Annotated in this window: 23 protein-coding genes; 12 read left to right on the forward strand and 11 right to left on the reverse strand. The window is 69.6% G+C overall.

The features are described 5' to 3' along the window. Nucleotides 1-237: 237 nt before the first annotated feature. Both MFF64_RS10740 and MFF64_RS10745 read left to right on the forward strand, forming a co-directional pair. Entirely contained in the window at nucleotides 238-1,971 is a 1,734-nt protein-coding gene (locus MFF64_RS10740; RefSeq protein ID WP_238190744.1) for a putative bifunctional diguanylate cyclase/phosphodiesterase, read from the forward strand. Beyond that, nucleotides 1,964-2,794, forward strand: coding sequence for a BLUF domain-containing protein (locus tag MFF64_RS10745; RefSeq protein WP_099902126.1), 831 nt, complete (start codon nucleotides 1,964-1,966; stop codon nucleotides 2,792-2,794). The genes MFF64_RS10740 and MFF64_RS10745 overlap by 8 nt, the downstream gene beginning before the upstream one ends. A gap of 228 nt (nucleotides 2,795-3,022) precedes the next feature. Here the strand turns inward: MFF64_RS10745 and MFF64_RS10750 are convergent, their stop codons facing one another. Further along, complete coding sequence (locus tag MFF64_RS10750) at nucleotides 3,023-3,925, reverse strand: helix-turn-helix domain-containing protein (RefSeq protein WP_238190745.1); 903 nt, start codon at nucleotides 3,923-3,925, stop codon at nucleotides 3,023-3,025. A gap of 257 nt (nucleotides 3,926-4,182) precedes the next feature. Here MFF64_RS10750 and MFF64_RS10755 point away from each other — a divergent pair, with 257 nt between their 5' ends. The 3 genes from MFF64_RS10755 to MFF64_RS10765 are packed head-to-tail and all read left to right on the forward strand — an operon-like array spanning nucleotide 4,183 to nucleotide 7,263. Beyond that, nucleotides 4,183-5,346, forward strand: coding sequence for an NADH:flavin oxidoreductase/NADH oxidase (locus tag MFF64_RS10755; RefSeq protein WP_238190746.1), 1,164 nt, complete (start codon nucleotides 4,183-4,185; stop codon nucleotides 5,344-5,346). Nucleotides 5,347-5,392: 46 nt separating this feature from the next. After that, on the forward strand, nucleotides 5,393-5,656 hold the full coding sequence (locus MFF64_RS10760) for a DUF485 domain-containing protein (RefSeq protein WP_099901904.1): 264 nt from the start codon (nucleotides 5,393-5,395) through the stop codon (nucleotides 5,654-5,656). Nucleotides 5,657-5,670: 14 nt separating this feature from the next. Next, a complete protein-coding gene (locus tag MFF64_RS10765; protein ID WP_099901902.1) occupies nucleotides 5,671-7,263 on the forward strand; it encodes a sodium:solute symporter family transporter in 1,593 nt (530 codons plus the stop codon). Nucleotides 7,264-7,354: 91 nt separating this feature from the next. Here the strand turns inward: MFF64_RS10765 and MFF64_RS10770 are convergent, their stop codons facing one another. The 7 genes from MFF64_RS10770 to MFF64_RS10800 all read right to left on the reverse strand — a co-directional run bounded on the left by MFF64_RS10770 (nucleotide 7,355) and on the right by MFF64_RS10800 (nucleotide 16,465). Further along, nucleotides 7,355-8,335 carry a catalase family peroxidase gene (locus MFF64_RS10770; RefSeq protein ID WP_238190747.1) on the reverse strand — a complete coding sequence of 327 codons (981 nt, stop codon included), beginning with the start codon at nucleotides 8,333-8,335 and terminating at the stop codon, nucleotides 7,355-7,357. Nucleotides 8,336-8,443: 108 nt separating this feature from the next. Continuing rightward, nucleotides 8,444-9,676, reverse strand: coding sequence for an aminotransferase-like domain-containing protein (locus MFF64_RS10775; protein ID WP_099901660.1), 1,233 nt, complete (start codon nucleotides 9,674-9,676; stop codon nucleotides 8,444-8,446). A gap of 82 nt (nucleotides 9,677-9,758) precedes the next feature. Next, nucleotides 9,759-11,372 (reverse strand): ABC transporter ATP-binding protein, encoded by a 1,614-nt coding sequence (locus tag MFF64_RS10780; protein WP_238190748.1) that lies wholly within the window; start codon nucleotides 11,370-11,372, stop codon nucleotides 9,759-9,761. A 258-nt stretch (nucleotides 11,373-11,630) separates the two neighbouring features. Next, entirely contained in the window at nucleotides 11,631-13,046 is a 1,416-nt protein-coding gene (locus MFF64_RS10785; protein WP_099903204.1) for a M20 family metallopeptidase, read from the reverse strand. Nucleotides 13,047-13,101: 55 nt separating this feature from the next. Next, complete coding sequence (locus tag MFF64_RS10790) at nucleotides 13,102-14,022, reverse strand: ABC transporter permease (RefSeq protein ID WP_099904754.1); 921 nt, start codon at nucleotides 14,020-14,022, stop codon at nucleotides 13,102-13,104. Beyond that, nucleotides 14,019-14,933, reverse strand: a complete 915-nt coding sequence (locus tag MFF64_RS10795; protein ID WP_099904752.1) for an ABC transporter permease — start codon at nucleotides 14,931-14,933, stop codon at nucleotides 14,019-14,021. Before MFF64_RS10795 ends, MFF64_RS10790 begins: the two co-directional genes overlap by 4 nt. A gap of 11 nt (nucleotides 14,934-14,944) precedes the next feature. After that, on the reverse strand, nucleotides 14,945-16,465 hold the full coding sequence (locus MFF64_RS10800) for an ABC transporter substrate-binding protein (RefSeq protein WP_099904757.1): 1,521 nt from the start codon (nucleotides 16,463-16,465) through the stop codon (nucleotides 14,945-14,947). Nucleotides 16,466-16,688: 223 nt separating this feature from the next. Here MFF64_RS10800 and MFF64_RS10805 point away from each other — a divergent pair, with 223 nt between their 5' ends. Further along, a complete protein-coding gene (locus MFF64_RS10805; RefSeq protein ID WP_099904749.1) occupies nucleotides 16,689-17,588 on the forward strand; it encodes a LysR family transcriptional regulator in 900 nt (299 codons plus the stop codon). Between the two features lie 1,025 nt (nucleotides 17,589-18,613). Then, nucleotides 18,614-19,411 carry a DUF4915 domain-containing protein gene (locus MFF64_RS10810; protein ID WP_238190749.1) on the forward strand — a complete coding sequence of 266 codons (798 nt, stop codon included), beginning with the start codon at nucleotides 18,614-18,616 and terminating at the stop codon, nucleotides 19,409-19,411. Nucleotides 19,412-19,503: 92 nt separating this feature from the next. On the opposite strand, the gene fhuF is transcribed toward MFF64_RS10810, so the two are convergent. Then, entirely contained in the window at nucleotides 19,504-20,214 is a 711-nt protein-coding gene (gene fhuF, locus MFF64_RS10815; RefSeq protein WP_099907577.1) for a siderophore-iron reductase FhuF, read from the reverse strand. Then, nucleotides 20,211-21,461, reverse strand: coding sequence for an MFS transporter (locus MFF64_RS10820; protein WP_099907579.1), 1,251 nt, complete (start codon nucleotides 21,459-21,461; stop codon nucleotides 20,211-20,213). The genes fhuF and MFF64_RS10820 overlap by 4 nt, the downstream gene beginning before the upstream one ends. Nucleotides 21,462-21,718: 257 nt before the next feature. On the opposite strand from MFF64_RS10820, the gene MFF64_RS10825 reads away from it, so the two are divergent. Both MFF64_RS10825 and MFF64_RS10830 read left to right on the forward strand, forming a co-directional pair. Beyond that, nucleotides 21,719-22,354: a PilZ domain-containing protein gene (locus MFF64_RS10825; RefSeq protein ID WP_238190750.1), complete on the forward strand. Its 636-nt coding sequence runs from the start codon at nucleotides 21,719-21,721 to the stop codon at nucleotides 22,352-22,354. Nucleotides 22,355-22,476: 122 nt separating this feature from the next. Further along, complete coding sequence (locus MFF64_RS10830) at nucleotides 22,477-23,427, forward strand: phosphatase PAP2 family protein (RefSeq protein ID WP_238190751.1); 951 nt, start codon at nucleotides 22,477-22,479, stop codon at nucleotides 23,425-23,427. A 32-nt stretch (nucleotides 23,428-23,459) separates the two neighbouring features. On the opposite strand, the gene MFF64_RS10835 is transcribed toward MFF64_RS10830, so the two are convergent. Further along, on the reverse strand, nucleotides 23,460-23,942 hold the full coding sequence (locus MFF64_RS10835) for an MmcB family DNA repair protein (protein ID WP_238190752.1): 483 nt from the start codon (nucleotides 23,940-23,942) through the stop codon (nucleotides 23,460-23,462). Between the two features lie 228 nt (nucleotides 23,943-24,170). On the opposite strand from MFF64_RS10835, the gene MFF64_RS10840 reads away from it, so the two are divergent. From MFF64_RS10840 to MFF64_RS10850, 3 genes are all read left to right on the forward strand, one after another. After that, the gene (locus MFF64_RS10840) at nucleotides 24,171-24,425 is read left to right on the forward strand and encodes a PepSY domain-containing protein (protein ID WP_106427162.1); all 255 of its coding nucleotides are present in this window, start codon (nucleotides 24,171-24,173) and stop codon (nucleotides 24,423-24,425) included. 128 nt (nucleotides 24,426-24,553) lie between these two features. After that, the gene (locus tag MFF64_RS10845) at nucleotides 24,554-25,384 is read left to right on the forward strand and encodes an ABC transporter ATP-binding protein (protein ID WP_207768241.1); all 831 of its coding nucleotides are present in this window, start codon (nucleotides 24,554-24,556) and stop codon (nucleotides 25,382-25,384) included. A gap of 22 nt (nucleotides 25,385-25,406) precedes the next feature. Further along, entirely contained in the window at nucleotides 25,407-26,192 is a 786-nt protein-coding gene (locus MFF64_RS10850; protein WP_099907591.1) for an ABC transporter permease, read from the forward strand. Nucleotides 26,193-26,211 lie beyond the last annotated feature (19 nt).

Raw genomic sequence — 26,211 nt, forward strand, 5'->3', positions numbered from 1 at the left:
CCGATCACGATCCATTAGCCATGCACCGAAACCGCGGCGGAGCTTGTCGTCGCTTGCTTCGTTGCAGTCGGACATACTGACGGAGCCGGCTGAATGGTGTTCCGGCAGCATGAGATCTGGCGCCGGATCTTCCGGTCCGCTGCCGGATGAGACGAAGCGTTAATCGCGGCAGTATATTCCTACCCCGTATCGACCCCGCGCCGAGCCGGCGCCCCTCGCGGAGCCCGACACGCCCCCATGACAGCCCTCCTGTCGGCCGAGCCGCGCCTCGCTCCGGCCTGCGCACCCCTGCGCGCGGACGGGCCGGACCCCGCCGCGCCCCAGCGTCTCGCCCGCGGCCTCGATGCCGTCCGGCACGGTGTCCTGCTGATCGACCCCGACGGCCGCGTCGCCGTCTCCACCGCGCCGGCCCTCGCGCTGCTGCAACGGCTCGGCCTCGGCGGCGCGCCCAGCCTTCGCCGGCTCCTGCGCCTCGCCCGCGCCGGCTCCGGCCTGCCCGTGCGGGAGATCGTCGCGCGCCTGAGCGGCCGGGCCGTCCTCGACGTGGCCGCGGGCGGTCACAGCGTCCAGGTCGAGATGCACGCCGTCCCGGACGAGGGCGTCGCCCTGGTGCTGGAGGACGTCAGCGCCCGCCGGGAGGCGGAGAGCCGGGCCCACGCGCTCGCCCGCCTCGACCCGCTCACCGGCCTGCCGAACCGCCTGCAGCTGCGCGAGCACCTCGACGCGGCTCTGGTGCGCCTCGAGCGCAAGGGGGAAGGCTGCGCCGTCCTCCTCGTCGATCTCGATCGCTTCAAGCCGGTCAACGACACGCTCGGCCACCCGGTCGGCGACGCGCTGCTGCACAAGGTGGCCGACCGCCTGCGCTCGATGGTCCGGGCCGGCGATACCGTCGCGCGGATCGGCGGCGACGAGTTCGTGGTGCTGCAGGCCGGCGTGACCGCGCCCGGCGAGGCCCAGGCGCTGGCGCGCCGCATCGTCGACCTCGTCGGCCGCACCTACATGATCGAGGGCCAGCTGCTCTCGATCGGGGCGAGCGTCGGCGTCGCCCTGGCGCCGGCCGACGGAAGCGACGCCGACCGGCTGCTGAAGAACGCCGACCTCGCCCTCTACCGCGCCAAGCTCGACGGGCGGGGCACGTTCCGGTTCTTCGAGCCGGCCATGGATGCGCGCATGCAGGCGCGCCGGCGCCTCGAACTCGACATGCGCCAGGCGCTCGCCCGGCGCGAGTTCCAGCTCCACTACCAGCCCCAGCTCAACCTCGCCGACGAGCGGCTGGTCGGCTGCGAGGCGCTGATCCGCTGGCACCATCCGGAGCGCGGGCTGGTCTCGCCCATCGACTTCATCCCGCTGGCCGAGGAGATCGGCCTGATCGTGCCGATCGGCGAATGGGTGATCCGCCAGGCCTGCCGCGACGCCGCGTCCTGGCCGCAGCCCCTGTCGGTGGCGGTCAACGTCTCGCCGGCGCAGTTCAAGAGCGACCGCCTCGTCGAGACCATCATGTCGGCCCTGTCCCAGGCCGGCCTGCCGCCGTCGCGGCTCGAGATCGAGATCACCGAGGGCGTGCTGCTCCAGGACAACGAGAAGACCCTGCAAACCCTCCACCGCATGCGCAGCCTCGGGGTGCGGGTGTCGATGGACGATTTCGGCACCGGCTACTCGTCCCTCAGCTACCTGCGCGCCTTCCCATTCGACAAGATCAAGATCGACCGCTCCTTCGTCACCGACATCTGCGCCGAGAAGGACCCGGGGACGAAGGCCGACGGCGAGGCGATCATCCGGGCGATCGCCGGCCTCGGCCGCAGCCTCGGCATGACCACGGTGGCGGAGGGCGTCGAGACGCCCGAGCAGCTGCGGCGCATCCGGGCCGAGGGCTGCACCGACGTGCAGGGCTACCTCATCAGCAAGCCGCTGGCGGCCGACGACCTCCTGAGCCTCCTCTCCGCCCCCGTTCCCGGAGCCCGTCATGAGTGACCTGTACCGCCTGGTCTATGCCAGCAAGAACCTGCTTCAGGGCCCGGACCACGAGGTCACGGCGGCCGTGCGTCAGATCCTCGATGCCTCGCAGCGCAACAACCGCACGGCCGGCGTCACCGGGGCGCTGATGTTCAACGGCGGCGCCTTCGCGCAGGTGCTGGAGGGGCCGCGGGCCGGCGTGGAGGAGACCTTCGAGCGCATCCAGCGCGACGAACGCCACGGCGACGTCACGGTGCTGCAATGCGGCCCGGCCGAGACCCGCGGCTTCCCCGACTGGTCGATGGCCTTCGTGGGCCAGTCCGCCCGTGGCCAGGCCCTGTGGTGCGGGCTCGCCGCCGAGAGCGGCTTCGACCTCACCCGCCTCGACGGCGACGGGGTGTTCGCGATGCTGCACGGCCTCGTGCTGGAGGAGGAGGGCGTCCCGATCACGGTCGCGCCCGCGCCGGTGCAGTCTCTGTCCGGGCCTCGCGCTGTCGCCTCGGCGGAGGCTCCGCCGCCGGCCTCGGCTCCGGTCCCGCCGGCTGCGCCTGCTCGTCCGGCTGCGGCGTCTCCGCCGGAGGCGGGGTCCGCGGCGCTCGCGGTGCTGCGGACTGCGCTCGCCCGCGAGCGCGACCGAGCACATGCCCTGTCGGCCGAGGTCGACGACCTCGCGGTCGCGCTTGCCTCGGGCCGCGACGAGCTCGCGGCCTTGCGCGCCGAGCGCGACCACTGGGCCGAGCGCGCCCGGATGCTCGCCGAGACGCTGTGCCGGGAGGCGGAGGCGGTGCGCCGGGAGAGCGTGAGCCAAGCGCCGCGAGGGGTGGTGCGGTCGGTGGCCTGAGGGGGCGTTCGACGCACCTGTCATATCCCGGCCCACCCACGACCCCATCCTGAGGTGCGACCGCAGGGAGCCTCGAAGGCGGCCTCCAGCCGTCTGCTTGATTCCTGGAGCCCTCCTTCGAGACCGCTGGCGGCACCTCAGGATGGGGTCATGGATGGGATGAGATGACGATCCCTGGCGGCGATCATCTGAGTCGAAGGGCGCTCGTCCTCGCGCCTGGCTTCCCCATTACCTTCCGTCCAGCCTGAACTCCTTCGGCGTCAGCCCCGTCACCTTGCGAAACACCGTCGCCAGGTGGCTCTGGCTCGAGAAGCCGGTATCGAGGGCGATCGACGTGATGGTGTGGTCGGTCGCGCGCAGCATCGTCTTGGCCCGCTCCAGGCGGCGCGACAGCACGTATTGGTGCACCGTGGTGCCCCAGTGCTGCAGGAAGGCCCGGGACAGGGAGCGCGGCGAGACGCCGACCGCGCGCGCGATGGTCTCGAGCGACAGATCCTCGGCCAGGTGCGCCTCGACGAGGTCGCGCACCCGCGCGAGGTCGGCGCGGTCGGGCTGGTCCGCGTCCGGCCCGGGGCGCGCCGAGCGGCCGTTCGCCGTGTAGGTCCGCACCAGCCGCACCACCATGGCGTGAACCAGCTCGTCGACGTAGAGGTTCGAGGCGGGATCCGGCGGTTCGCGCATGATGTCGAGGATCGCCAGCGCGAGCTCTTCCAGCAGCGGGTCGGCAGTGCCGAGCGGCACGTCGAGCGCGACCCGCGTGGCGGAGGCGCTCCACATCCGGCGGGCGGTCTCGTCGATCAGGTCCTGGCTCAGATGCATCGCGAGCATCTCGGACCGGCCGCGGCGCTGCCACTCGCTCTCGTCGTGGGCCGGGATCAGGTGGAATTGCCGCGGGCGCAGGGTGCGGGTCTCGGCCGGCCCGCCCCGCCCGATCCGCCGGTGGACCTGCGCCGGACGGTTGACGCAGTAGCCGAGGCAGGGATTGCCGACCGGATCGAGCGTGCCGGTCCACGGCTCCACCGCGACGTGCTGGGCGTGGATGTTGCGCCAGCCCCGCCCGGTGCTGCGAGCCAGTGCCACGTTCTTCGGCCAGGCGCCGATGTCCCGCGTCTGCATCGTCGTCAGCGACATGGTCTCTCGCGTCCCGGTCTGGCGCTCTCCCGGGATCCTCTTGCCCGGCCCTGGCCGGATTCTGATCGACCGCGGCGCGATTTTGGAAGAACGCCCGGACAGGCTACGGGCAGTCTTCGTGGCGAACAAGTCGTCGCTGGTAGAGAAGCGGGCACCTGAGTGCCCGTTTCTTGTCGAGACCGACCGATTTTAGAGCAACCCGTATTTTCCTCGGGCAGAAGCTTGAGGGGACGTGCGGGAGTGGAGGCCCAACCGCGATGTCCTCTCTCTTCAGCGAACTCCGGGTCCGCGACGTCTCGTTGCGCAACCGGATCGCCGTATCGCCGATGACGCAGTTCTCTTCGCCGGACGGGCTCGTGACCGACTGGCACCTGGCGCATCTGGGCTCGAAGGCGGCGGGCGGCGCCGCCCTCGTGGTGGTGGAACAGGCCGCCGTCTCGCCGGAGGGCCGCATGTCGACCCACTGCGCCGGCATCTGGAACGACGCGCAGGGCGAGGCGCTCGCCCGCATCGCCCGCTTCGTGTCGTCGGTCGGCGCGGCACCGGGCATCCAGCTCGGCCATACCGGGCGACGCGGCTGCGTCGAGCCGCCGTGGCGGGGCGGCGGGCACCTGCCCGAGGACCATCCCGACGCCTGGGAGGTGATCGGCCCCTCCGCCGACGCCTTCGGGGGGATCATGCCGCGGGTGCCCCGGGCGATGACCCACGACGACATCCGGGATGTGGTGCGCCAGTACGCCGAGGCGGCGCGCCGGGCGCGGGAGGCCGGCTTCCAGTGGCTCGAGATCCACTGCGCCCACGGCTTCCTGCTCTCGAGCTTCTTCTCGCCGCTCGCCAACCGCCGCACCGACGAATACGGCGGCGACTTTGCCGGCCGCAGCCGGCTGCTCGTCGAGGTGTTCGAGGCGGTGCGCTCCGAGTGGCCCGAGCGGCTGCCGCTCTCGATGCGCTTCGGCGTCACCGAGTTCGCCCCGGGCGGCCAGACCCTCGACGAATCGGTGGAACTCGCGCGCCTGCTGGCGCCGCGGGGCCTCGACCTCGTCGACGTGTCGTTCGGCGGCAATTCCGGCCGGGCCCAGACGCCCTGGGACGAGGAGGGCTTCATGGTCCCGGCGGCGCAGCGCATCCGCGAGGAGGCGGGCGTGCTGACCGCCGCCAACTGGAACCTCGCCGACCCGGTCTACGCCGACGCGATCCTGCGCGAGGGGAGGATCGACCTCGTCATGCTCGGCCGGCCGATGCTCGCCAACCCGCACTGGCCGGTCTACGCCGCCATGGTGCTCGGCGAGGAGCGCCCCTACGATATGCTGCCGGTCCAGTTCAGCACCTGGCTGAACAAGTATCAGCGCAGCCGTGTCAACAACGGCTTCGGCCGCGTGGTCGGTGCGGGCACCGAAGAGTTCCCGAAGGCGGCCGAGTAGCCGCACACCATCCTTTCCTATTCTTCGAGAGACGGAGGCCGGAGTCATGTCCGCGGACCACACCCTTGCGCGATCTTCGAACGACGAGCTGCCGCAGGCGCGGCTCGGCTGGATCATGGCGGCGATCCAGACCCTGATCTACGCCGGCTTCGTCGGCACCTTCATCGCCTCGCCCGAGACGATGACGAAGGCCGTCGCCCCCGGGCTGGCGGTCACGGTCGCGACCGTCTTCGGGCTCCTCTGCATCCTGTCGACGATGGTGCTCACCGGCACCTACGTCCTCATCGCCAACCGTCTCACCGCGCGCTGACGGAGCACCACATCATGTCAAGATCCCTCCTTCCCGGCCTCGCCCTCGCGGCCGCCGCCACCCCGGCGCTCGCGGCCGAAGCCGGCGGCGGCATGAATCCCGTGGCGGTGACGATGTTCGTCGCCATCGTGCTCGTCACGCTGGGCATCACCTGGTGGGCGGCGCGCCGCGCCAACTCGGCCGACCAGTTCTACGCCGCCGGCGGCCAGATCTCCGGCTTCCAGAACGGCATCGCGCTCGCCGGCGACATGATCTCGGCCGGCGCGCTGCTGGGGCTTGCCGGCCTCATCTGCGCCTCGGGCTTCGACGGACTGATCTTCGCGGTCGGCTACGCCACCGGCCTGCCCTTCGTGGTGTTCCTGGTGGCGGAGCGCCTGCGCAAGCTCGGCCGCTACACGGTGGCCGACGTGCTCTCGACACGCCTGTCCGAGACGCCGATCCGGATCTTCACGGCGGTCGCGACCCTCGTCATCGTGATGTTCTACCTCATCGCCCAGATGGTCGGGGCGGGCCAGCTGATCCGGCTCCTGTTCGGTCTCGACTACCTCTACGCGCAAGTTCTCGTCGGCGCCCTGATGATCTGCTACGTGATGTTCGGCGGCATGGTGGCGACGACCTGGGTGCAGATCGTCAAGGCGGTGCTGCTGCTCAGCGCCGGCATCGCGATCTCGCTGCTGGTGCTGGCCTCGTTCGGCTTCGACTACAATGCCCTTGTCGCCCGGGCGATCGCCGTGCATCCGAAGCACGAGGCGATCATGATGCCCCAGGTCTATGCCGGCAGCGTCTGGCAGTCCCTGTCGCTCGGCATGACCCTGATGCTCGGCACCGCCGGCCTGCCTCACGTGCTGATGCGCTTCTTCACCGTGCCGGATGCCCGCGCCGCCCGCGTCTCGGTGTTCTGGGCGGTGATGTGCCAGAGCGGCTTCTTCGCCCTCATCTTCGTCATCGGCTTCGGGGCGCTCGCCATCGTCGCCGGCGATCCGGCCTATCTCGACGCCAAGGGGGCGATCCGCGGCGGCGGCAACATGGCGACCGTCCACCTCTCCCACGCCCTCGGCGGCAACACCCTGATGGGCCTCGTCTCGGCGGTGGCCTTCGCGACGATCCTGGCGGTGGTGGCGGGGCTCACCCTCACGGGCGCCTCGGCGGTGAGCCACGACCTCTACGCCCGCATCCTCGGCCGGGGCAGCGCCACCGAGCGCAGCGAGATCCGGGTCTCGCGCCTCGCCACCGTGGGTTTGGGGCTGCTGTCGGTGCTGCTCGGCATCGCCTTCCAGAGCCAGAACGTCGCCTACATGATCAGCCTCGCCTACGCGGTGAGCTGCAGCTCGACCCTGCCGCTGCTGATCCTGGCGCTGTACTGGGGCGGGCTCACCACCCGCGGGGCGATCGCCGGCGGCGTCACCGGCCTCGTCGGCGCGGTCCTGCTCACAGTGCTGGGCCCGCCGGTCTGGGTGAAGGTGCTGGGCAATCCCGCGCCGATCTTCCCGTTGGATCCGCCGACCATCGTGACGATGCCGCTCGCCTTCCTGACGGCCGTGGCGGTCTCGGTGATGGAGCGGCGGCGGGCGCCGGTAGCGGCGATGGCGCCGGCGGTCTCGGCGTGAGCCCTCGGCCCCGCCCCCTCGGGGGCGGGGCCTCGTCGGGATGCGGCCTTGCGAAAACCCGTTCTGAGACGCGTCCCTTCCGGAACGCGTCTCAGTTCGAGCGCCGCGACAGCGACACCGCGTAGGCCGGTGAGCGGATCGCGAACATCGGGTCGTCGGCCGGGCCGGCGATGCCCTCGGGCAGGTCGACCACGGGGTCGAAGGTGGCGGCGTCGCAGGTGGCGTCGGGCTCGATGGCCGTGATCGCCAGGGTGCCGAGCGTCTTCTGCTTGCGCTCGTCCTCCGGCCAGGTCGCGGTGACGTCCGTCGTCGGGTCGTTCGGCTCGGCCAGGATCGCCACGAGGTCGAACCGCGCCGGCCCCCGCGCCAGCCGCTCCTTCAATTCGTCGGCGTAGAACGAATCGGGCTTGGCCTTCAGCTCCTCGTCCGAGAGGGTCGCCTTGTCGGCGGCGACGAATTTCAGCTTGGCGACCGTCTTGTCGCCCTTGGCATTGGTCAGCGTGTAGGCGTGCACCGCCCAGTAATCGGTGCCCGCGAAGCTCGCCGGCACCGGCCGCGCGTTGAGCCACGCCGCCTGGCGGCCGGTCTCGGGGTTCTTCGCCGCGAAGGCCTTGATCTTTTCCGCATCCGGCTTGCCGTCCGGTCCGGGCGCCCGGACCTGGAGGAATTCGAGCAGCTGCGCCGGGGTCTTGGTCGAGAAGACCGGGGCGGAGATGATCACGAAGGTCAGGTCGCCGGCGGGATCCTGCATCCGCATCGCGAAGCCGCGGGTGGTCGCCTTGGTCTTGTCCGAGATCTTCGGGTTGCCGCCGCCCATCGAGAAGCGGGCGGTGACCGGCACGGTCTTGGAGAACTGTGCCGCCTTCGACAAGCCCGCCGCGTCGGCGCTGGGCGTGAAATTGCCCTTGAGGCAGACGCCCTTGGCGCCGCTCGCGCGCACGCCCTTGTGGTCCCCGCTGACGGCGAATTGCAGGGCGACGATGGCGGCCGGATCGGCCTCCTCTGCGGCTGCGGGCACCGTGAAGGAGGCCAGCATGGCGGCGCTGGCCAGGAGGGAGAAGGACCGGATCATGGAGGCGCTTCCTCGATTGTATCGAGGGCACTTTGAATTGCGCGCAACTTTATAGCAAGTCTGATTCCAATCCGTGCCCGGATCGTTTCCGATCGGTGACGGGCCGGATCAGGCCGCGCCCCGGAGCGCGGCGACCGCCAGCCCCAAGCGCCGCATCCCCTCGTCCAGCCGCTCCGGCCGGTTGAGGGTGAAGTTGATCCGCATCCCCCGCCGGTTCGCCCCGGACGCGTCGAAGACGCTGCTCGGCGCGTAGCAGATCCCGGCCTTGAGAGCGTGCGGGAGCAGCGCATCGGTGTCGAGGCCCGGATCCTTGGCGGTCGCCCAGACGAACATGCCGCCGACCGGCACCTCCCAGGTGAACCACGCGGACAGGTGAGCCTCGAGCGCGGCGCAGAGCGCGTCCCGGCGCGCGCGGTAGAGCGCGACGACGGCCGGCCGGATCGCCTCGATCAGCCCGGTCTCGATCGCCGCGAGGGCGATGCGCTGCGTCACGCCGCTGGTGCACAGGTCCGAGCCCTGCTTGGCGAGCGTCAGCGCCTGGATCATCGCGGGCGCCGCGACGATCCAGCCGACGCGCAGGCCGGGCGCGATTTCCTTCGACAGCGTGCCCATGGAGACGACCGGGCCGGCATAGGGCGCGCCCGGCGCGGCCTGCGCCGACAACTCGATCAGGCGCGGCAGCGGCGCCCCGTCGTAGAGCAGGGTACCGTAGGGATCGTCCTCGACGAGCCAGGTGCCGGTGTCGTGCGCCGCCGCGACGAGGGCCCGGCGCGTCTCCAGGCCGACGAGGCGCCCGGTGGGGTTCGAGAAGTTCGGCACCGCGTAGGCGAATTGCGCGCCCGTCAGCGCGCGGTGGGCGTCGAAGCCGGGTGCGTCGAGAACGAGGTTGCGGAACGTCGGCGACCGGGGCCGCCAAGCGTCGAGGGCGCCGAGATAGGTCGGGTGCTGGCCGGCGATCAGCCCGCCCTCGTCGAGCAGCACCTTGCCGACGAGGTCGAGGGCCTGCATCCCGGAGGTGGTCACCAGCACGTTGTCGCGCGTCAGCGGCAGGGCGGGCGAACCGAGGCGCCGGGCGAGAGCGTCGCGCAAGGCCGGCAGGCCCTCGACCGGCCCGTAGCCCAGGACCTCGTCCGGATGCTCGGCGACCGCCCGGCGGGCGATCTCGGCCATGCGCTCCGTCGGGTAGACGTCCGGGTCGGGCAAGCCGCCCGCGACGTTGATCAGGTCGGGGATGGCGCCGGCGGCGAGGAAGGTGCGGGTGATCTGGTTCGTGGTGCCCATCCACCGGGCGAAGGCCGGCCGTGGAGCGGGGCTGGCGGGGAGGGGGGAGGACGGCACCATGGTGGTCGGGCTCGCGGGGTTCGGGTGGCCGCGCGGATCTACCACCGGATTGCGCGAGAGATGCGGGCGATCTTTTCGCCCCTCACGCCGTCTCGGCGAACAGCGCCCCCGGCACCGCCGCCAGCAGGCTGCGGGTGTAGGGATGCTCGGGCGCCCGGAACAGGGCTTCGGTGCGGTTCATCTCGACGATCTCGCCCCGGTGCATCACGGCGATCCGGTCGCAGATCGTCGCCGCCACGCGCAGGTCGTGGGTGATGAACAGCATCGCGATGCCGAGGCGCTGCTTCAAGTCTTCCAGCAGCGCCAGGACCTGAGCCTGGACCGAGACGTCGAGGGCCGAGACCGCCTCGTCGGCGACGAGCACGTCGGGCTCCATGGCGAGCGCCCGGGCGATGCCGATGCGCTGGCGCTGACCGCCCGAGAAGGCGTTGGGGTAGCGCTCGGCGGCGCTCGGCGGCAGGCCGACGAGGTCGAGGAGCTCGCGCGCCCGCGCCCGCGCCTGACGGGCCGGGGTGCCGTGGGCGATCGGGCCGCCGGCGATGATCTGCTCGACGGTGCGGCGGGGATTGAGCGAGGCGAAGGGGTCCTGGAAGATCATCTGGATCCGCCGGCGCTCGTCGCGGAGCGCCGTGGCCCCGAGCGCCGTGAAGTCGAGGCTGCCGAGGCGCACCGTGCCGTGGTCGGGCTCGATCAAACGGATCGCCAGCCGCGCCGTGGTCGACTTGCCGGAGCCCGACTCGCCGACGATCCCCAGGGTCTCGCCGCGGCGAAGGTCGAAGCTGACCTCCTTCACCGCCGCCACCACCCGGGGCTTGCCGAGGAGGCCGGCGCGGGTGGCGTAGGTCTTGGCGAGGTTCGCCACCGAGAGGGCGACCGGCGCCGCGGTGATGGGCTCGCGCTTCGGCGGGGTCAGGCTCGGCACCGCGGCGAGCAGCGCCTTGGTGTAGGCGGCTTGCGGATGGCGCAGGACCGCCTCGGCCGAGCCGGATTCGACCAGCCGGCCGCGCTGGAGCACCGCGACGTGATCGGCGATGTCGGCGACGACGCCGAAATCGTGGGTGATGAACAAAACCGCCATGTTGCGGCGCTGCTGGATGGTGCGGATCAGCTTGAGGATCTGCGCCTGCGTTGTGACGTCGAGCGCCGTCGTCGGCTCGTCGGCCACCAGCACCGCGGGTTCCAGCGCCAGCGCCATCGCGATCATCGCCCGCTGGCGCTGCCCTCCGGAGAGCTGGTGGGGATAGGCCTTCACGATCTGCTCGGGATCGGGCAGGCCGACCTCGCCGGCGAGCGAGACCGCGCGCTCGCGCCGCTCCTTGGGAGTGAGGAGACCGTGGGCCTCGAACATCTCGGCGATCTGGTCGCCGATGCGCATCACCGGGTTGAGCGCCGTCATCGGCTCCTGGAAGATCATCGCGATCCGCCGGCCGCGAAGATCGCGCCAGGCGCGCTCGTCGAGGCGCAGCAGGTCCCGGCCCTCGAACCGGATCTCGCCGCCCGTGACCTTGAGCGCGCGCGGCAGCAGGCCGGTGAGCGCGTAGGCGCTCATCGACTTGCCCGAGCCCGATTCGCCGACGACGCACAGGATCTTTCCCGGCATCAGGTCGAGGCTCAGGTCCTCGACCGCATGCGGCCGGTCGGCGCCCCGCGGCAGGGCGAGGGTCAGGTTGCGGATCTGGACGACCGGTTCGCTCATCGCTGGCCCTCTGCGTGCCTCAGCATTCGGACGACTCGTGTTGTGTTGTGACACTGCACGATTTGCTTGATCTTGATCGATTCTACACTCGATCTCATCCTGAGGTGCCGCGTAGCGGCCTCGAAGGAGGCCTCCAGATATCGCCGAGCTTTCTGGAGCCCTCCTTCGAGGCTCGTTTCACTCGCACCTCAGGATGAGGTTGCGAGCGGGATCACGAGCGTCTCGCAGTGCCTTTGCCCGCGAGTTGCGGCCGGCCTCTCAGCCCGCCGCCCGGCGCGCCGCCAGAACCCCCGGCCCGGTCTCGCCGAGGTCCCAGAACAGCCCGGCCATCAACCCCAGCGCCTCGCGGGTCGGGGGGCCCAGAAGGTGCTCGTTCGGCGCGTGCTGTGCGCAGGCCGGGTAGGAATGCGGCACCCACAGCGTCGGAAGCCTGAGGATCTCCGAGAAGGCGTCGTTCGGCAGCGATCCACCGAGATTGGGCAGGAGCGCCGGGCGCTTGCCCGTGCTCTCCTCGATCGAGGACAAGGCCCAGGTCACCCAAGGATCCTCGACCGGCAGGCGGGTGGCGCGAAACACCTCGCCGCGGGTCGCCCGCACCTCGACCATGGGGAAGCCGTTCGCGTCGAGATGCCGGCGGATCGCCGGCAGCACGCCCTGCCAGTCGGTGCCGACGACAAAGCGCAGCTGCAGGGTCGCCTTGGCGTGAGGTGGCACCGCGTTCTGCGGCCCGTCCGGGTCGCCGCACTTGAAGGCCAGGACCTCAAGGGTGTTCCAGCCGAAGACCCGCTCGGCCGGGCTCAGGCCCGGCTCGCCCCAGCCCTCGTCGATCGCAGGCGCGTTCGGATCGCCCCCGACCGTGATGTCGGCGAGCGCCGCCCGCACGCCCGCCGGGATCGGCGGCGGACGCAACGCATCGAGGAGGATCTTGCCCTGCCCGTCGACGAGGGTCGCGATGGCGTTCGCCAGCACGGTGCCGGGATTGCGCAGAAGCCCGCCCCAGTTGCCCGAATGGTGGCCGCCCTCGCGCAAGTTCACCACCAGCTCGAAGGTGGTGCCGCCGCGGGAGCCGAGGAACATCGTCGGCCGCGCCGCCTCCAGCCGCGGCCCGTCGGAGGCGATCAGCAGGTCGGCGGAGAGCGCCTCTGCCTCCCGACGGCAGATCTCGTGCAGACCCGGCGAGCCGGCTTCCTCGCCCATCTCGATCAGGAGCTTGACGTTGAAGCCGAGCTTGCCCCCGCGGGCCTGCATCACCGCCTCGAGGGCGCCGAGGTTGATGAGGTGCTGGCCCTTGTTGTCCGCGGTGCCCCGGCCGTACCAGCGCTCGCCCTCGACCGTCACCTGAAGCGGGTGCAGGCCCTCGCGCCACTGCTCGGGGTAGTTCCGCACCGTATCGCCGTGGCCGTAGGTCAGCACCGTCAGCAGGTCGTCGCCCTCGTGCCGCGCGGCGATCAGGAACGGTCCGCGGCCTTCCTGGGGGTTGTCGAGAAGGCGGACCTGGAAGCCGAGGCGCGACACCAGGGGTGTCATGAACCGGGTCAGGTAGGCGGCGAGCGCCGGCCCCTGGCCCGGGGCCTGGCTCTCGGTCGGCAGGCCGACCGCCTCGAGGAGCACGGCGAGGAAGCCGCCCTCGTCGTAGTGCCGGTGGGCCAGCCCGATGGCGTCGCGTCGCGACATGGAGGAACTCTCTTCTTCTACGCGTGCGGAGGGGGAGGGCAAAGGGGAGGGGAGGTCAGTGCCGGCCTTCCGGGGCGGTGATGTCGCGCACCCCGTCGCCCAGCAGGTTGATGCCCAGCACCAGGATCAGGAGCGCCACGCCCGGGATGGTGATGACCCAGGGCTGGAAGAACATGTACTGCTTGCCCTCGGCGATCATCAGCCCCCAGGACGGCAGCGGCGGCTGCACGCCGAGGCCGAGGAAGGACAGGGCCGCTTCGAGCAGGATCGCGTGCGCCATCTCCAGCGTCGCGACGACGATCAGCGCGTTGAGGATGTTGGGCAGGATCTCCTGGGCGAGGATCCGCACCGGGGAAAAGCCCGCAGCCTTCGCGGCGGCGACGAAATCCTGATTGCGCACCTGCCGGGTCGCGGCGCGCGTGACCACCGCGAAGCGGTCCCAGAGCAGCAGGCCCAGCACGAGCACCACGACCTTCAGCGAGCCGCCGACCAGCGAGGCCATGGCGAGCGCCACCAGCACCACCGGCATCGCGAGGCGCGTGGTGACGATGTAGCTCACCACCGCGTCGACCCGCCCGCCATAGTAGCCGGCGAGCACCCCGAGCGCCGTGCCGATCACCCCCGAGATCAGGGCGGCCGAGAGCCCGATCAGCAGCGAGATCTGGCTGCCGTAGATCAGGCGGCTGAGATAGTCGCGCCCGAGCTTGTCGGTGCCGAGGAGGTGCTCGACGCTGCCCTTGGCGTGCCAGATCGGCGGGATCAGCCGGCGCGAGACGTCCTGGGCGTAGGGGTCGTGCGGGGCGACGAGGGGTGCTGCGAGCGCCATCAGCACCACGAACCCGACGATGCCGGCCCCGATCAGGAAGCCGCCATGCGACAGGCCGCGCCGGAGCGCGAGGGCCGCCGGCGAGCGCGCCGGAGGCAGGACGATCTCGGCGGGAGCCGCTGCGAGGGGGGAGGCGGGCCGGATGGTCATGAGCGCAGCCGCGGATCCAGGAGGGCGTTGAGGAGGTCGGCGGCCAGCGTCAGGGCGATGTAGATCATCGCCAGCACCAGCACGATCGCCTGGACCACCGGGAAGTCGTTGCGGGCGATCGATTCCCAGGCGAGCTGGCCGAGGCCCTGGAGCGAGAACACCGCCTCGATCACGATCGAGCCGCCGAGCATGAAGCCGAACTGCACCGCGGCGAGCGCGATCACCGGGATCACGGCGTTGCGCAGCGCGTGGCGGATCAGGATCTTGCGCGGCGGCAGACCCTTGGCCCGGGCGGTGCGGACGTAGTCCGAGGACAGGACCTCCAGCATGCCGTTGCGGGTGAGCCGCATCACCGCCGGCATGGCGTAGTAGCCGAGCGCCACCGCCGGCAGGATGAAGTGCTTCCAGGTCGCGTTCCCGGAGACCGGCAGCCAGCGCAGGTTGACGGAGAAGATCAGGATCAGGGTGAGGCCGAACCAGAAGCTCGGCATCGCCTGGCCCAGCACCGAGACGGCCAGCGCCGCCCGGTCGAGCCAGGTGTCGCGGTAGAACGCCGCCAGCACCCCGAGCGGGATGGCGACGAGGAGCGCCACCGCGAGCGCGATGACCCCGAGCGTCAGGGTCACCGGCATGCGGGCGGCGAGCAGGTCGGTCACCTGCTCGGGGAAGTAGAACGAGCGGCCGAAATCGAGGTGGAGCGCCCGCCAGGCCCAGGCACCGAACTGCACCACCAGCGGCTGGTCGAGCCCGTGCTGCGCGCGGACCGCCACGATCTGCTCGCCCGTCGCTTCCGGGCCGGCGATCGCGGTGGCGAGGTCGCCCGACAGGTGCAGGAGCATGAAGCTCGCCACCGAGACGGTCAGCGCGACGCCGACCGCGACGAGGATGCGCCGCAGCGCGAAGCCCAGCATGGCGCCCCCTCCTACTTCTTCCAGGACGCGGCGAAGAAGCGCGGCACCTCGTCCGTCTGCGCGGTGAAGTTCAGGTCGGCGCTGAAGGCGTAGTTCGACGGGTAGGAGAACATCGGCAGCGCATAGGCCTGGGCGGCGATGCGCGTCAGCGCTTGCTTGTACTTGGCCTTGCGGATCGCCGGATCGGCGCTGGTGTCGCCGGCCTGGAGGTCGGCGATCACGGTCGGATCGCGGGCCAGATCCTCCTCGCCGCCGCGGAAATAGATCCCGGTGAAGGCCGAGACGTCGTTGATCGAGAACGAGCCCCAGGTCTGGTAGCCGATCGAGGTCTTGCCGGCCCTGAGCGCGTCGCGGAAGGCGGCGTAGCGCAGGTAGTTGAGCTTGGCCCGGATGCCGACGGCGCGCAGGTAGCCGATGACCGCCTCGGCGTAGTCGCGCTCGCGATAGGCCGCGAGGTCGATGTCGAATCCGTTGGGATAGCCGGCCTCCTTGAGGAGCGCCCGCGCCTTGGCCGGGTCGTAGGCGTAGGTCGGCACGCCCTCCTCGGTGCAGCCGAACTGCTCGATGAAGCACATCGCGTTCATCATCCGGGCGCCGCCGCGCACCAGGTTGTCGACCATCGCCTTGCGGTCGATGGCGTGGGCGATCGCTTGGCGGACCCGCACGTCCTTGAGGGGCGAGGCCTCCGTGGCGCGGCCCTGCACGTCGAATTGCAGGTAGCCGACCCGCATCGTCTCGGCGGAGACCACGGTCAGGGTGGGATCGCTCTTGAGCTGCTCGGCCTGATCGGCCGGCACGCGCCAGATCCAGTCGACGCCGCCGGTCATCAGCTCGGCCATGCGGCTGTCGCCGTCCGGGATGATGCGGAACTCGAGCTTGCCGATCGTCGCCTTCCCGATCGGGCTGCCCGGCCAGTACTTGTCGTTGCGCACCATCTTCACGCCCTTGCCGCTCTCGACGGAGACGATGCGGTAGGGACCGGTGCCGATCGGCGCCTTGCTGAAGCCGTCGAGACCAACTCGTCTGAAGTAGGCCGCCGGCAGGATCGGGGTCGGGCCGGAAAGGTATTCGAGGGCGGCCGGGAACGGCGCCTTGAGGTGGATGCGCACGCTGTGCGGGCCGGTCACCTCGGTCGACTTCATCCAGTCGACATTGCCCTTGGTGACGATCTTCGCCTCGGGCGTCAGCACGTAGTTGAAGGTGAAGGCGACGTCCTCGGCCGTGAGGGGATCGCCGTTGTGGAAGGTCACGCCGTCGCGGAGCGTGAGATCCAGGGTTACCGGGTCGACCCAGGTCCAGGCGGTGGCGAGCATCGGCTGGTGCTGGCCGGTCTTGGGATCGCGGTAGAGGAGAGTGTCCCACACGTTGCGGGCCAGGATCACCCCCTCGCGGAGATTGTTGTGGTAGGGACTCAGGTTCTCCGGCTCGCTGTCCGAGGCGTAGACCAGGGTGTCGGTGGCCTTGCCCGCCAGGGCCGGACCCGCGATGCCGGCGAGGAGGAGGCCCACGAGCAGCGCACCCGTCTTGCGCATGCGGTCCGCCCGCACGTGGCTCACCGGATTCTGGCCCGCTTCGATCCGTGTCGGCATGTCGGCTCCACTTCGTCGAGGGCAGCGCGGGCGTTTCCAGCCGTCATGGTGCACTGCCGCAAAATTCACCCTGCCAGCATGTTGCGCAGATTCGATCGCAGCAAGTCGAATTTGTCGATAGGCTCGTTGCCGAAACGGCAAGGCAGGGGCGAGGCGCGAACGGGAGATGCAGACCACGGCGTTGCGCTACTTCCTGGCGGTCGCCCGCGACGGCACGATCGCGGCGGCCTCCGCCCGTCTCAATGTCGCGCCCTCGGCGATCAGCCGGCAGATCGCCAACCTCGAGGCGGAACTGGCTTGCCTGCTGTTCGAGCGCCGGCCGCGCGGCATGGTGCTGAGCCAGGCGGGCGAGCTCCTGGCCCGCCACGCCCACCAGGTGCTGGCGAGTGCCGAGCAGGTCGTCACCGAGATCCGGGAGCTGGAGGGCCTGTGGCGCGGCTTGGTGCGGGTCGCCTGCACCGAGGCCTTCGCCATCGACCTCGTGCCGGAGGCGATGGCCGCGTTCCACACCCGGCATCCGGGCATCCGTTTCGACTTGAGCGTGCTGCCGCCGGGCCAGGTCACCCACCGGGTAGTCCAGGGCGACGCCGATCTCGGGCTCACCTTCAGCCTGGAGCCCTCCACCGAGACCGCGGTCGCCTACCGCGCCAGCCTCGACATGGTGGCGCTGTGCGCGCCCGATCATCCGCTCGCCGGGCGTGGGCTGATCGGCCTCTCCGACGTCGCCGCCTATCCGGTCGCACTCCTGCCGCGGGACACCACCCTGCGCACCATCCTCGACGCGGCCTGCGCGGCGGAAGCGATCGCGATCGAGCCGGCGCTCACCACGAACACCCTCTCGTCCATCCTGCCCTTCCTGCGCCGCACCCGCGGCCTGACCCTGGTGTCCTCGGTCGCGCTCCAGGGTCAGGTGGCGCGCGGCGAGTTCCGGGCGCTGCCGATCCGGTCCCACCGCAGCCTCGCCCGGGGCATCGAGGTCCAGACCATGCGCGACCGGCGGCTGCCGCGGGCGGTGCAGGCGTTCCTGGGCGCGCTGTTGGCGGCCTTGCCGCCGGTGCAAGGGTGAGGAATGCCTCGCCGGAGAGGCGCCGCCGCATCAAAATCTAACGCCAGACTGATACATATCCAGTGTATGAGCATATACGATCCCCGATAGACGTCTCGTGAGGCGTCTTCTCGAGGATATTTCACCCGGTTGTACTCGCGGCCGTCTTGCCCGATCCACCGAGGAAGAATAAGAGTATTTCTGTTAGAGCATTATCGACGATGCGACGGACGGAGGGGAACTGTCGTGGCGTGATCTACCTCGTGGCGGGAAAGGCCGGCTTCAAGAACGGCGACTGTCGCACGTCATGCTCAGTTTGCCATCACGCCCATCGTAGACCCGCCGGAGCGACGAAATTTTTCAAATTATCGCGAGCCCGTTTTGTTTTATATGAAAACTCCATAGCCTGATCCAGGCCGCTACTCCGCCTGTTTGTCATGCTTGTGACGATCTTTGCAATGAGAGGTCGTGACAAAGCCATATCGATACCATATGCATGTTTCGCAGGACTTGTGCTCGCGCGGCGGCGTGCACTAGGAATGATAGAGGGCTATCGGTTGGCGCGGCGGCAATCCAAAGGATTTTTTTCGTCACGCGATGTGTGTCTACATAATAAAAGTCAATGAGTTGAAAGACCATAATAATAAATATAAATATGCATTGCAAAATATTCGCGGTAAAAAAACTTTCCAAAATTTTTGATCGATATGTGTCAATGTAAAAATGCAGAAATGGAATATAAATATTTTTTATCGTTTATCGAATCCAGCTTATTTTTCAGTATTGAAAAATTTTTTATTGATTATTGCAATCGCGACCTGAGTCGCAAGACCATTTTCCTATGTGTCGCACCTTTCCTTGAAATTATAAGAGCGCGAGTAGCCAATAAAAATCTATGCTCTCCTCTCTATCGGCCGCGTCTAGCTCGTAAGACAGAGTAAGCATCAATGCAAGAAACAAAATTCCTGGTCACGTTTTGCAATAACGGCGACAGGTCGCAGACCAATTTTGCAGAGTTGACAGTTGCCTGCTCCGGCGAGGCGATCGTGAACATCGCGCTCGCAGGCTTCGGTCTTGGTCGCACCGACATCGTCGGGACGACCGGCGCCGTCGTCGACGGAGACCGGATCGCGATCGCTCTTCAGGGTGCCGCTGAGCAGATCGCCTACGTCGACAGGACCTATAATGTCCTGGGCTACAAGACGATCCCCAATGTCGAGGATATCCATGGAATCGCGCTTGACGGGACCGATCTGATCTGCGTCTCCACGGGAGGCAACCTCATCCTCAAGGAAAACCAGGGAATCTGCTCCCTCCCGTCGGAATTCGACGCGTTCGGGTTAGATGTCGAACACATCAACGACATATGCTGGGCGAACGATCGCCTGGTTGCTTCGAAATTCGGAGCAAGTAGAAAAAGAGGATTAAGGGATGGCTGTGTCTACGACGTGAAGTCCGGGGAGGTGCTCTTCGACGGGCTCAATCAGCCGCATAGTGTGTTCTTCTATGATAATAACATTTATGTCGTCGATTCTTTGACGGGAAGCTTGATCGAGTTCCGGGAGGGCTCGGCTTTCGGCCCGAAGTCGATCCTCAAGATCAATGGTTATGCCAGGGGTCTGTATATCACGGACCGTCTCATCCTGATCGGAAGCAGCAGACGGCGGACGACCAGCCGCAAGAGCAACTTGGCCACGAACGAGATGCTGCTGTCCGCCGAGCATGACCGCCGCGCCCTTCAACGTCCGGGCATTCACGTTTACGATCGGCTGAAGAAGCATTCGATTTTCGTCGACGTGGAGCAAATGAGCGATGAAGTCTATCAAATCATCGAGCTGACGTAGTCGTCGGCCTATCGAATGCTGCGGTGCGGCGAGAGGGACGGTGAACGCAGCGCCGGTGGGGACTGCGAGGTCGGTGAGCGGTCCGGCATCGGTCACCGCCGGCACCGCTCGAGCGGGCATAACGGTCCGCAGGAACACACCCCCGGCACGCGTTGGCGCAGGCAGCAGGTGCGCCGTCGCCGATCGCACAGGGCCTGGGCCAGCGGACTGAGTGCGCAAGCGGTCCCGCCGCGCCAGCCGAGGCAGGTCGCGACCTCCGGGCGGGCCATCGTCTCGGGCTCGCCGAGCTCGCGGGCGACGTAGTCGAGGATCACCGCGGCGTTGCCCCAGATCACCCGGGGGGCGATGCCGCATTGCGCCCGGCACAGCTCGACGAAGGGCCGCAGATGGTCCTCGACGAGGCCGGTGAGACCGGCGCGAGCGCCGTCCGGCGCCGCGGGCCGCACCAGGAAGCGGGCCGGGCGGCCGTCCGCGTCGAGTTCGAGGCTCGTCGTCGCGAAGGCGAGCGGGAGTGGCCGCCCGAGCCGTACGAGCGCCGTCATGACCGGGGTGGCGAGTGGCGCGAGGTAGAACTGGCTCCAGTACGAGACCAGCGCCCGCCGGTCGACCGTGTTGGGGCCGATGCCGAGCCCGGCCTCGAAGGCCGCCAGCGTGGCGTCGAACACGGCGGGATCGCGCAAGGCCACGAGGGGCGTCGTCGCCGGCCCGTCGGTCCCCAAAGCCACGCCGTCGCGATAGGTGCCGAGCGAGGCCGGCACGTGGGCTGCGACGTCGGGAATGTGCGCCGCGCGGTCGGGGATCATCGCGGGGATCCTCCCCCACCCGCCCGGTCGGCCCGCAGGGTGCGGCCGATCTGGAGCGCGAGCCAGACGAGCGCCGCGGCGTAGAGCGGCATCGCCGCCGTGAAGTAGCCCGGCCAGCCGGCCCAGCCGGCGAGCGCCGGGGCGGCGACCCGCAGCGGCATCGCCGCGAAGAAGGCGGCGCCGAACAGGAGCGCGTAGTCGGTGGCGGGCCGCGGTCCCTGCGCCCAGCGATAGATCATGTTGAACACCGGCACCCCGAGGAAGCCGCCGAAGACGAAATTCAGGACCGTGGCGGTCACGGCCAGTTCCTCGGAGCGAAGCAGGCAGGCCGCCGCCATCAGGCCGCCGGCCGCCAGCACCCCGGCTCCGCCAAGCGCGATCAGCCGCACGGTGCCGAACCGGGCCGCGAGGCCGCCGGCCATCAGCGCCATCACCAGGTTGACCGCCGGCAGGATGGTGCCGGTGAGGAAGCCGACCTGCCCGAGCGGCACCCCGAGATCGAGCAGCGCCAGGGTGTTGGGTCCGGCGATGAGGTAGGCGGCGGCGAAATAGGCGCCGAGCGCCGCGATGCGGCCCGTCAGCACGCGCAGGCGTTCGAACGAGCCCGACCAGCGCTCCGGCACGCCCCCGGCCCCCTGCAGCCGCGCCTCCGGATAGGCGAGGATCGGCAGGAGGCAGAGCGCGTCGAGCCCGGCGCAGGCGAGGAGCGCCGCCGGCCAGCCGAGCGCGTCGTAGGAGCCGACCAGCACGCCGACACCCAGGATGCCGCCGAGGGAGGCGCCGCAGAGCTTGGCCGAGGCGACGAAGGCCCGCCGCTCCGCCGGCACCGTCTCGACCACCAGGGCCTCGAGCGCGATGTCCATGGTGGCGGCGCAGGCGCAGGTGGCGATGGCGAGCGCCAGCAGCGTCGGCAGCGGCCAGTGCTCACCGAGGCTCAAGATCGCCAGCAGCCCGACCGTGGCGCCCTGCGCCGCGACGATCCAGCCGAGGCGGCGGCCGAGGAACGGCAGGCGCACCCGGTCGAGCACGGCCGCCCACAGGAAGGTCAGCCCGACCGGCAGGTTGATGAGCTGCAGGAGCCCGACCTCGGCGAGGTCGAGACCCCGCGCCCGAAGGATCAGCGGCGCCCCGCCCGACAGGAAGCCGAGCGTGGCCCCGAAGGTCACGTACAGGCAGAAGAACGGGGCGAGCGGGCGCAACCCGGCCAGCAGGCCGCGCGCGCCGCGGAGCGCGACGGCCTGCGTCACGGCGCGACGATGCCCGGACCGGCCACTTCGTGCATCGCGCCGCCGTGGGGGTACTTTGGAATCACACTAATTCTTCTTTGTGTACAGGGACTTGAGCTTACGGTCCCGGCCCCCGGCCGGCAAGGCCGCGCAGCCGCGGCGCGTGGTCGGATCTCTCGCCGTAGTCACGGCGACAGGGACGGGCAACGGCGATTGCTTAACCCTTCCCAGGCATCCTGACGTGCGAGGCCCGTTTCGCGTCGGGAGGATCGAGCGTCATGGCGAGCGTGATGGGTCAGGTCGCGCCGACGAGCGGGCGTCTCTTCGCCCGGCAGGCGGCGGCGGACCAGCGTCGGCATCGCCGCGTGGCCGTGGCCCTGCTCGGGCGCTACATGCTCTCCGACCGGCAGGAATATCCCTGCCAGACCGTCGACATGTCCCCCGGCGGGGTGCGCCTGACCTGCGCGGTGGGCGGTGCGGTCGGCGAGCGCATCGTGATCTATCTCGAGCATGTCGGGCGGATCGAGGGGAAAGTCGCCCGGCTCCTGCCGGACGGCGTCGCGGTGGCGGTCAGCGCCACGGCGCGCAAGCGCGACAAGATCGCCTCGCAGCTGACCTGGCTCGCCAACCGGGCGGAGCTCGGCCTGCCAGAGGACCGGCGGCACGAGCGCGTGGTGCCGCGCCAGGCCCTCGCCACCCTGCGGCTCGAGGGCGGACAAGAGGTCGCCGCCCGCATCATCGACGTCTCGCTCTCCGGCGCGGCCCTGGCCTGCGAGGGAGAGCTTCCGCTCGATTCCAGCGTGGTCGTCGGCCGCACGCCGGCGCGGGTGGTGCGCCAGTTCAAGGGTGGCCTCGCGGTCGAGTTCCGGCTGCCGCTGTCGCCAGACCGGTTCGACGAGAACCTGGTCCTGTAGGAATGGCCTCGATTCATGACTTGTCGTGCGGCGATGAAGGTGCGCGCGCGGTGACGTCGGACCAGATCACGGGCGGCCAAGGCTCGAGACGGGGGCTCGCCGCACCGTCCGATTTCCATCGCGTGCGGGCCCGTCTCTGGCTGCTGATCCTGGCCGCCGCCGTCCTCGCCGCGGCATGGATGTGCGCGGCGGGGCTCGCCCTCGATGCCGCGAGCACGCTCCTCCCCGCCGTCAGTTGCGCGGGGCTCGAAGTGCTGGCGACCTTCTACGCCACCCGGCGCCCCGATCCACGGCTCGCGGTCAGCCTGTCGTGCGTCGCGCAGATCATCGCGTTCAGCGCCTGCGCGGCCCTCCTCTCCTACGCGGTGGCTGCCACCGGCGGTCCGCTCTGGGACGACACCTTCCTGGCGCTCGACCGGTCGCTCGGCCTCGACTGGCTGGCCTACCTGCACGGCCTGAACGACCGGCCGTGGCTCGGCTCCGCGCTGTCCCTGGCCTATCGCAGCCTGATGCCGCAGATGATCCTGGTGGTGGTCGTCCTTGGATTCGGCGGGCGGCTGAACGCGGCGCGAGAATTCGTGCTGGCCTTCATGATCGCGGGGCTGGTCACCATACTGCTCTCGGCCCTCATGCCGGCGATGGCGATTTTCGTGCATCTCGGGCTGCAACCAGACGACTTCCCCAGGCTGAACCCGACCGCCGCTTACGCTCACCTAGCCGATCTGTCGGGTCTTCGCGACGGCACGCTCCGGAGCGTCACCCTCGATCGCATCGAAGGGATCATCACCTTCCCGAGCTTCCACGCAGCGCTCGGTGTGCTGTTCATCCGCTACTTCTGGATATCCTGGATCGCGCGCTGGCCCGGCCTCGCCCTGAACGCGATGATGATCGCCTCGACTCCGATCGATGGGGGACACTACTTCGTCGATGTCGGCGCGGGCGCCGTGATCGCGATCCTAGCGATCGTGGCGGCCGGCTTCCTCGGCCGTTCGGCCAGGAATGCGGCCGGATTGCGGAAGGTCCCGGCCTGGCCCGCGGCGCGCGGGGAAGGCGTGGCCGCCCACGGGTCGTGATGCGGCGCAGGACCCGCCCTCCCGCAACGCGCCTACAGCGCGCCCTCGCGGATCGAGCCCGGATCGGCGAGCGCGTGGAGCAGGCCCGCCGCCGCGTGGGCGAAGCGCAGGGTCACGGCCTTGCGGCGGGCGCCGGCGAGGGGATGCTCCGGGGGCTCGCGCAGGATCGCGGCGCCGAAGGCATCGGCGACGATGAGCCCGGTCTCCTCGGGCAGGATCTCCACCGGCAGGGTCTCCGGCACCGCGAAGTAGAAGCGGTCGCAGAAGTCGCGGTAATCCGGCCATTTGCGGTCGGCGCGGAAATCCGCGACGCTCGACTTGATCTCGATGATCGTCAGCTTGCCGCAGCCGCCCAGCGCGATCAGGTCGGCACGCCGGCCGTTGGCCAGGGTGAATTCCGGGATCGTGACGTGCCCGAGCTCGGCGAAGAGGCGCCGCACGCCGCGCTGGACGCCGAGCGCGGTCGGCGATTGGCGGCGGTCGACGGGGAGCGAGAGGGCGAGGGCGGCGGACAAGGCTGTGGACGGGCGCTGCTGACGGGTTGCACAGGATCGAATCGGGAACACCATCGGATCAGCTTCACCCTCCGTTGTCACCTGCGGCCCGTGTCGCAGGCGGCGCGCCCCTTGCGCAGGACCGCACCGACGGTTAGCCATCGCTGCGGAAAAGCGAGCAGAATCAGAAGTTTATTTTTGATTCAAAACTGCGCCGGGGATCCGGCGCGGCCGCGCGAGGAGAAACGGATGAGAGCGTCCAGCGTCCGCGCCTGGGCCTTCGTGCACACCTGGTCGAGCCTGATCTCGACCCTGTTCATGCTGCTCCTGTGCCTCACCGGTCTGCCCCTGATCTTCCACCACGAGATCGACGAGCTGTTCGGGAGTGGGGACGCCCCCGCGGTGATCGCCGGGCAGGCTCCCGCTCCCGCCGACCGGTCGCCTGGGACGTCGGCCGGGCCTATGCGTCCCGAAACCGGGTGGCGCGACGGACGTAGCGGTTGATCTCGTGGGCCCGCTCGCCGATGGTCGGCCCCGCCGGGAGCCGCACGAGACGGCCGGGCGACGGGAGGGAGACGAGACGCATGGTGGGGCAGCGCGCCGCCGAGGGACGCAAAGGGGGGCGGGCCGGCATGCGCCTGGTCGGCGGCACGGCGCTCGGCCATGACGACGCCGCGGTCCGGCTCGAAGGCGTCAGCATCGCCTTCACCCTGAAGGGCGGCAAACGCTACGTCGCCGTCGAGGGCATCGATCTCGGGGTGATGCCGGGCGAGTTCGTGGCGGTGGTCGGACCGACCGGCTCGGGCAAGTCGACCTTGCTCAACGCCGCCGCCGGCCTGCTGAAGCCGGCCTCGGGGAGCGTCACGGTGTTCTCCTCGGCGCTGTCAGGGCTGAACGCCCGCGCCGGCTACCTCTTCCAGGCCGACGCCCTGATGCCGTGGAAGACGGCGCTCGACAACGTCGCGGTGGCCCTGGAGCCGCAGAAGGTGCCCCGCTCGGAAGCCCTGGCCCGGGCCCGCGACTGGCTCGGCAAGGTCGGGCTCTCGGCCTTCGTCGACCGCTATCCGCACATGCTCTCGGGCGGCCAGCGCAAGCGCGTGGCGCTCGCCCAGATGCTGATCCGCGACCCCGAGATCCTGCTGATGGACGAGCCCTTCGGGCCGCTCGACGCGCAGACCCGGCAGATCATGGGCAACCTGCTGCTGGAGCTGTGGGCGGCCAACCGCAAGGCGGTGATGTTCGTCACCCACGACCTCGAGGAGGCGATCGCGCTGGCCGACCGGGTGGTGGTGCTCTCGGCCGGACCCGCCGCTGCAATCGTCGGCCAGTTCAAGGTCGACCTCGCCCGCCCGCGCGACATCAGCGAGATCCGCCTCGAGCCGCAATTCCACGCCCTCTACAAGGAGATCTGGTCGTGCCTGCGGGTCGAGGTCTCCCGCGCCTATGCGGGCGGCCCCGCGTGACGCCTCATCGGAGACCCCTCTCGTGAACCGCCTCGGCCTCCTCGCCCTGCAGATCCTCGTCGGCCTCGTCGGCCTGGCGATCTGGCACGTGCTCACCGTCTACCCGATCCTCGGCGCGCCGAAGCAGATCCAGTTCTTCTTCTCGACCCCGGTCGACGTGCTCAAGCGGACCTGGACCGAGATGTCGAACCCGGAGATCTGGGGGCATCTCTGGATCACCCTGCAGGAGACGGTGCTGGCCTTCGTCACCGGAGCCCTCGGCGGCATCGCCTTCGGGTTCCTGTTCGCCCGCAACGCGCTGCTCGCCGCGGTGTTCGACCCCTACATCAAGGCGGCCAACGCCCTGCCGCGGGTGGTGCTGGCGCCGATCTTCGCCCTGTGGTTCGGGCTCGGCATCTGGTCGAAGGTGGCGCTCGGCTTCACGCTCGTGTTCTTCATCGTGTTCTTCAACGTCTACCAGGGCGTGCGCGAGGTGAGCCCGGTGGTGCTCAACAACGCCCGGATGCTCGGGATGAGCGAGCGCGGGCTGCTTCGCCACGTCTACTGGCCCTCGGCGCTGACCTGGATGTTCTCCTCGCTCCACACCGCGGTCGGCTTCGCCCTCGTCGGGGCGGTGGTGGGCGAGTATCTCGGCTCCTCGGCCGGGCTCGGCTACAAGATCCACGAGGCCGAGAGCGTGTTCGACGTGACCGGAGTCTTCGCCGGCATGCTGATCCTGACCGTGTTCGTCATCGTGATCGACACGATCGTCACCCTGATCGAGAACCGCCTCCTGGTCTGGCGCCCGCAAGCCGGCGGCCAGAGCTGAGAGACAAAGGGAGGATTTT

The sequence above is a fragment of the Methylobacterium frigidaeris genome (assembly GCF_022179185.1).
GTDB classification, from domain to species: Bacteria; Pseudomonadota; Alphaproteobacteria; order Rhizobiales; family Beijerinckiaceae; genus Methylobacterium; species Methylobacterium frigidaeris.